This window comes from uncultured Stenotrophomonas sp. (assembly GCF_963519925.1).
Lineage (GTDB): Bacteria > Pseudomonadota > Gammaproteobacteria > Xanthomonadales > Xanthomonadaceae > Stenotrophomonas > Stenotrophomonas maltophilia_AE.
Genome location: NZ_CAUQPH010000177.1, coordinates 1 through 6,322 on the forward strand (window position 1 = coordinate 1; position 6,322 = coordinate 6,322).

Genomic DNA, 6,322 nt, shown 5'->3' on the forward strand with positions numbered 1-6,322 from the left:
GGCGCTGGGGCTGCTGCAGCAGGACCCGGCCGCGTGGTTCGGCACCGATGGCGGCGATGCCGGCGACGACGCCCGCATCCAGGCGCTGATCGACGAACGCAGCGCGGCCAAGACCGCCCGCGACTTCGCCCGTGCCGACGCCCTGCGCCGGCAGCTGGACGAGGAAGGCATCGTGCTGGAAGACACCGCGCAGGGCGTGCGCTGGTCGCGCAGGCGTTGAAAGGCCGCCCGACCCACGGTCGGGCGCTACCGTCGGGCTGGCCCGGCGTTCCGTGACAAACGTAGAGAGTGATGTGATCGATTCCCCGTTCCCGATTGAACCCACCGCCGCCGAAGCGCAGGCCGCCATTGCCGACGAATTCGCCTTCTTCGGCGACTGGTCCGAGCGTTACCAGTACCTGATCGACCTGGGCCGCAAGCTGCCCGCGTTCCCGGACGCGTGGAAGACGGAGGAGCATCGGCTGCTCGGCTGCCAGTCGATGGTGTGGATCGTGCCGGAAGGCAACGCGGACACGCTGCGCTTCCATGCGATCAGCGACTCGGCGATCGTCTCCGGGCTGATCTACCTGGCCCTGCGGGTGTATTCCGGACGCTCGGCGGCCGAGATCCTGGCCACCGAGCCGACCTACATCCAGGACATCGGGCTGTCGCGCCATCTGTCGCCGACCCGCAGCAACGGCGTGGCGGCCATGCTGGCCTTCATCCGTGAGACCGCGCAGGCGCAGTCGGCGCCGTGAGTCCGCCCGTCCCTGCCGAGCCCGCCGAGCGCGCGCTCGGCCTGCTGGCCCGCCCCGGCTTCGCACTGCTGCTGGCCTACCGGATCCTGGCGATGCTGTCCTACCAGATCGTCGCGGTGACGGTCGGCTGGCATATCTACGAGGTCACCCGCAACCCGTTCTCGCTCGGCCTGGTGGGCCTGGCGGAAGTGCTGCCATTCTTCTGCGTGGCGCCGTTCGCCGGCTACCTGGTGGACCACCTGCCACGCCGACGGCTGGGCATGGTGGCCTGCAGCGGACTGGTGCTGACCGCGCTGGTGCTGACCGCGGTGGCCGAAGGCTGGCTGCCGTTCCACGGGATCTGGCCGATCTACGCGGCGGTGGCGATGACCGGCATGGTCCGCGCGTTCCTGTCGCCGATCTACAACGCGCTGTTCGCGCGGGTGCTGGAACGGCACCAGTTCGCGCGCGGCGCGGGGCTGGGCTCGGTGGTGTTCCAGGCCGGCATGGTGGTGGGCCCGGCACTGGGCGGGCTGCTGGTGGCCTGGGGCGGCAAGAGCCTGGCCTACGGCGTGGCGGTGGTGGCAGCGCTCGCGGCGCTGGGCTGCCTGGCCATGCTGCGGGTGTCCGAGCCGGTCCACACCGGCCCGGCGGCGCCGATCTTCAAGAGCATCGCCGAGGGCGGCCGCTTCGTGCTGGGCAACCGGATCATGGTCGGGGCGATGGCGCTGGATATGTTCTCGGTACTGCTCGGCGGCGTGGTGGCGATGTTGCCGGCGTTCCTGCACGAGATCCTGCACCACGGCCCGGAAGGCCTCGGCATCCTGCGCGCCGCGCCGGCGCTGGGCTCGGTGTGCGTCGGCCTGTGGCTGGCGCGGCATCCGCTGCAGCAGCACGCCGGCCGCGTGCTGCTGATCGCCGTGGCCGGGTTCGGGCTGTGCGTTATCGGCTTCGGGCTGTCGCACAGCTTCTGGCTGTCGGCGGTGATCCTGCTGTTCTACGGCGCCTTCGACGGCGTGTCGGTGGTGATCCGCTCTACGATCCTGCAGCTGGCCACCCCCGAGGAAATGCGCGGACGGGTGTCGTCGATCAACGGCATCTTCATCAGCTCCTCCAACGAACTCGGCGCGTTCTACGCCGGCACCATGGCCAAGCTGCTCGGCCTGGTCCCGGCCGTCGTCCTGGGCGGTTTCGCAGTCCTCAGCGTGGCTGGCATCACCGCCTGGAAGAACCCGACCCTGCGCCGATTGAACCTGCGCGACCTGCAGTAGAGCGGCTGCTTCTCCCAACCGCACACGACCCTGTGTGGGGGCGGGCGGCGGGCAGTCCCAACAAAAAACCCGGCCGAGGCCGGGTTTTTTGCTTCCATCAGCAACCAGCGATCACTCGCCCTGCTGCTTCTGCAGGTGTTCCCAACGTTCCTGTGCGTCGATGGTGCGTTCAGCGGTCAGGCGCGCCTCGAGGCGGTCCAGGCCGATTTCCTCACCGGTGTCCACGCAGTAACCGTAGTCACCCGCTTCCAGCCGCTTCAGCGTGCTTTCGATCTTGCCGATCAGCTTGCGGTAACGGTCGCGGGTACGCAGTTCCAGCGAGTTTTCCGTTTCGCGCGTCGCACGCTCGGCTTCATCGCCGATGTCACGCACTTCCTCGCGCAGGTTCTCGATGGTCTGCTTGGATTCTTCGACCAGGTCGGTGCGCCACTGCTGCAGGCGCTGGCGGAAATACTCCAGCTGCAGCGGGCTCATGTACTCCTCTTCCGCGCTCGGCTTGTAGCCGGCCGGCAGGATCGGACGGCCAGTGGCCTCGTCGGTCTTGTATTCCACCACTTTCACCTTGGTACGCGGAGCGGGTGCCGCAGAACGGGCGGCCACGGCCACGGCGACCTTGCCAACCGGACGCGACACGGGCTTGGGAGCGGATTCGGATTTCACGGGAGTTTTTGCAGGCGATTTCGAAACGGGCACGGGATTCTTGTTTTGCGGGGCCTTCGACGCGGGGGCTGCCGCCGCCGGCTTCGGCGCAGCGGCCGGAGCAGGAGCAGGCTTGGCCGCGGCCTTGGCCGGGACAGACTTGGCCGGCGCCGGCGGTGCCGGCTTCGGTGCGGACTTCACTACGGGTGCTGCAACCGGCTTGGCAGCCGGCTTGGGTGCCACGGGCTTGCTGGCCGGCTTGGCCGGTGCAGGCTTGGCAGCCGCTTTCTTCACCGGCGCGGGCTTCGCCGCCGGCGTGATCGATTTCTTTGCCGGCGCCTTCTTCACTGGCGCCTGGGCCGCCTTCGCGACCGGCTTGGTCGGCGCAGCCTTCTTCGCCACGACCTTCTTTGCAGGCAGCTTCTTCGCGACGGCCTTCTTGACCGCCGGCTTGGCCACTGGCTTGGTCGCCGCCTTTTTCACCGGCGCCTTGGCGACCGGCTTGGTGGCGACCGCCTTCTTCGCCGGCGCCTTGGTCGCCGACTTCTTCACGGGTGCCGTCCTGGCCGCCGGTGGTCTGGATGTGGACTTGCCGGCCGACTTCGCAGCCGGCTTCCTGGCAACGGGCTTGGCCGCCAACTTCTTTGCAACAGGCTTGGCGACTTTCTTGGCGGCCTTGACGGCCTTCTTTGCAGTTTTTTTAGCAGCCACGAAACGCTCTTCCTTGGTTTCCCCGGGGCCCGGGAAAGCGGGCCTTTATAGCCTACCCGACCAGCAGCAGCAACCTCTCCACCTGCTCCGTTCAGGCCTGGAGCATGGCAGGGGTTCCCGAGCTGCACAGTTCGGAACCTGACCCGGCGCAGGCGCCGGGGCCGCCCGCCGCGCCTGCGCGCGGACGGGTCCAACACCCCATCCTGCGACAAATGCGGCCTTCATGCCAACTGCTCTAAGATTGGGGGGTGATCTCCCACCTGCTCATCGCCCTGCTGCGCTTCTACAAGCGCTTCATCAGCCCCCTGCTCGGGCCGCGCTGCCGCTTCATGCCCAGCTGTTCTGAATACGCCATGCAGGCCATCGCCACGCATGGGCCCGCGCGTGGCAGCTGGCTGGCTGCCCGCCGGCTCGGGCGCTGCCATCCCTTCCATCCCGGTGGCGTGGACGAGGTGCCGCCGCGCACCGCGCACGCCGACTGCCGCTGCACAGGAAAACACTGAAATGTCCTCCACGCTCATCGTCAACGCCCGCATGGTCAACGAAGGTCGCATCGTCCACGGCGACCTGCGCATCGACAACGGACGCATCGCCCAGATCGGCACCGGCCTGCAGCCGCAGGACGGCGACATCGTGGTGGACGCCGCCGGGCGCTGGCTGCTGCCCGGGATGATCGACGACCAGGTCCACTTCCGCGAGCCCGGCCTGACCCACAAGGGCGACATCGCCACCGAATCGGCCGCCGCCGTGGCCGGGGGCCTGACCAGCTTCATGGACATGCCCAACACCAACCCGCCGACCCTCAACGCGGCCGCCCTGCAGGCCAAGTACGACGCCGCCGCCGGCCGCGCCCGTGCCAACTACGGCTTCTACATGGGCGCCAGCAACGACAACCTGGCCGACATCAAGGTCGTCGATCCGAAAACCTCGCCCGGCATCAAGGTGTTCATGGGCGCATCCACCGGCAACATGCTGGTGGACAACCCGGAAACCCTGGACGCGATCTTCAAGTACGCGCCCACGCCGATCATCACGCACTGCGAAGACACCCCGATGATCGACGCCAAGGCCAGGGAGTACGCCGAAAAGTATGGCGATGCACTGAGCGCCGAACAGCACCCGGACATCCGCTCGCGCGAGGCCTGCCTGAAGTCGTCCGAGCTGGCCGTCGCACTGGCGAAGAAGCACGGCACCCGCCTGCACGTGCTGCACATCTCCACCGCCGACGAGCTGAAGCTGTTCGAGCAGGGGCCGCTGGTCCGCGCCGATGGCAGCCGCAAGCAGATCACCGCCGAAACCTGCATCCACTTCCTGCGCTTCGACCGCACCGACTACGCGCGGCTGGGCAACCTGATCAAGTGCAACCCGGCGATCAAGGAAGTGAGCGACCGCGAAGCGCTGACCCAGGCCGTGGCCAACAACGTCATCGACGTGCTCGCCACCGACCACGCCCCGCATACCTGGGAAGAGAAGCAGAAGCCCTACGCCCAGGCGCCGTCCGGCCTGCCGCTGGTGCAGTACGCCCTCGTCGCCGCGCTGGAGCTGGTGCACGAAGGCAAGCTGGAGATCACCCAGGTGGTGCAGAAGTTCGCGCACGCACCGGCGCAGCTGTTCGATGTGAGCCAGCGCGGCTTCCTGCGCGAAGGCTACTGGGCCGACCTGGTGCTGGTGGAAGACGTGCCGTTCACGGTCAAGCGTGAAGACGTGCTGTCCAAGTGCGGCTGGTCGCCGTTCGAAGGCATGACCTTCCGTTCGCGCGTGGCCTCGACCTGGGTCAACGGCCAGCTGGCCTGGGATGGCACCCAGCTGGTGGGCGCGCCGAATGGCCAGCGCATGAGCTACGACCGCTGATGCGGGCAACCGTGTTGGGCCTGGGCCTGCTGGCCCTGGCCCCGGTGGCCGTGGTCGGCCTGCTGCCCTCGCCCGCCCAGGCCCAGGCCGACGCGCGCGTGGTGTTCCCGGCCAGCGCGTCGCAGGGTGCGATGGTGATCGGCAAGGTGCCGGCCGGCAGCGTGGTGCAGTACGCCGGCCGCACGCTGCGGGTGAGCGGTTACGGCAGCGTGGTGTTCGGGATCGGGCGCGATGAGAAAGGCCCGCTGCAGGTCCAGGTGCAGCGCCCCGATGGCGGCAGCGAAACGGTGAGCATCGCGGTGACCCCGCGTGATTGGCCGGTGGAGCGCGTCAACGGCGTGCCGCCCAAGACCGTGAATCCGCCGCCGGCGATTGCCGAGCGGATCAAACGCGAACAGGCGCAGGTCACTGCTGCCCGTGCGCGCGACGACAACCGCGCCGATTTCGCCCAGGCCTTCATCTGGCCGGTGCAGGGGCGGATCAGCGGGCGCTTCGGCAATGCGCGGGTGTACAACGGGCAGCCGGGTTCCGGGCATTCGGGGATGGATATCGCGGTGCCGACCGGGACGCCGGTGAAGGCGCCGGCCGCCGGCGTGGTGACGTTTGCCGGCCCGGACCTGTACCTGACCGGCGGCACCCTGCTGCTCGACCACGGCTTCGGGATCAGCTCGAATTTTCTGCACCTGTCGCGGATCGACGTGAAGGTCGGCGACCGGGTCGAGCAGGGCCAGGTGATTGCCGCGGTGGGCGCCACCGGTCGCGCGACCGGCCCGCACCTGCATTGGGGCATGAACTGGTTCGACACCCGCATCGACCCGCTGCTGGTGCTGGAACGCGGGAAGTAACCTGAAACGCGGGAGTGACCGGCTGATCGCCGGTGACATGATGAAATGCGCGACGGAAGCAACATCCGGTAACGCATGACCTGAAACGAAGGCGCCTCTCCGGCACAGGTCATGCGTCCCAGCGCCGATCATCAGGGTCGGCAGTCGTTTGGGAACCGACCCTACCGACAGCGGGTCACGCCCCGCGCCGCCGGCCCACGGCACGTCACCCGCGCGCGGCCCACCAGGTGCGCAGCAGCGTGCGTACCGGGGTGGCCTTGAGCTCGCGACCATGCGCCCAGGCCTGCTG

6 protein-coding genes and 1 pseudogene are annotated in these 6,322 nt (G+C 68.5%); 6 read left to right on the forward strand and 1 reads right to left on the reverse strand.

Translation table 11 applies throughout. The features are described 5' to 3' along the window. From RWO33_RS18485 to RWO33_RS18495, 3 genes and pseudogenes are all read left to right on the forward strand, one after another. Positions 1-220: pseudogene (locus RWO33_RS18485) on the forward strand (cysteine--tRNA ligase); the annotation flags it as partial. A gap of 73 nt (positions 221-293) precedes the next feature. Next, positions 294-737 carry a SufE family protein gene (locus RWO33_RS18490; protein ID WP_145480086.1) on the forward strand — a complete coding sequence of 148 codons (444 nt, stop codon included), beginning with the start codon at positions 294-296 and terminating at the stop codon, positions 735-737. Next, positions 734-1,987, forward strand: a complete 1,254-nt coding sequence (locus tag RWO33_RS18495; RefSeq protein WP_314106700.1) for an MFS transporter — start codon at positions 734-736, stop codon at positions 1,985-1,987. Before RWO33_RS18490 ends, RWO33_RS18495 begins: the two co-directional genes overlap by 4 nt. A gap of 111 nt (positions 1,988-2,098) precedes the next feature. Here RWO33_RS18495 and dksA read toward each other — a convergent pair whose 3' ends face one another. Continuing rightward, positions 2,099-3,337 carry an RNA polymerase-binding protein DksA gene (dksA, locus tag RWO33_RS18500; RefSeq protein WP_314106702.1) on the reverse strand — a complete coding sequence of 413 codons (1,239 nt, stop codon included), beginning with the start codon at positions 3,335-3,337 and terminating at the stop codon, positions 2,099-2,101. Between the two features lie 248 nt (positions 3,338-3,585). Here dksA and yidD point away from each other — a divergent pair, with 248 nt between their 5' ends. From yidD to RWO33_RS18515, 3 genes are read left to right on the forward strand one after another with little or no spacing between them, the layout of a single operon-like run. Then, positions 3,586-3,840 carry a membrane protein insertion efficiency factor YidD gene (gene yidD, locus RWO33_RS18505; protein WP_145480080.1) on the forward strand — a complete coding sequence of 85 codons (255 nt, stop codon included), beginning with the start codon at positions 3,586-3,588 and terminating at the stop codon, positions 3,838-3,840. 1 nt (position 3,841) lies between these two features. Beyond that, positions 3,842-5,188 (forward strand): dihydroorotase, encoded by a 1,347-nt coding sequence (locus tag RWO33_RS18510; protein ID WP_314106704.1) that lies wholly within the window; start codon positions 3,842-3,844, stop codon positions 5,186-5,188. Next, positions 5,188-6,033: a M23 family metallopeptidase gene (locus RWO33_RS18515; protein WP_314106705.1), complete on the forward strand. Its 846-nt coding sequence runs from the start codon at positions 5,188-5,190 to the stop codon at positions 6,031-6,033. The genes RWO33_RS18510 and RWO33_RS18515 overlap by 1 nt, the downstream gene beginning before the upstream one ends. The last annotated feature ends 289 nt before the right edge of the window (positions 6,034-6,322 follow it).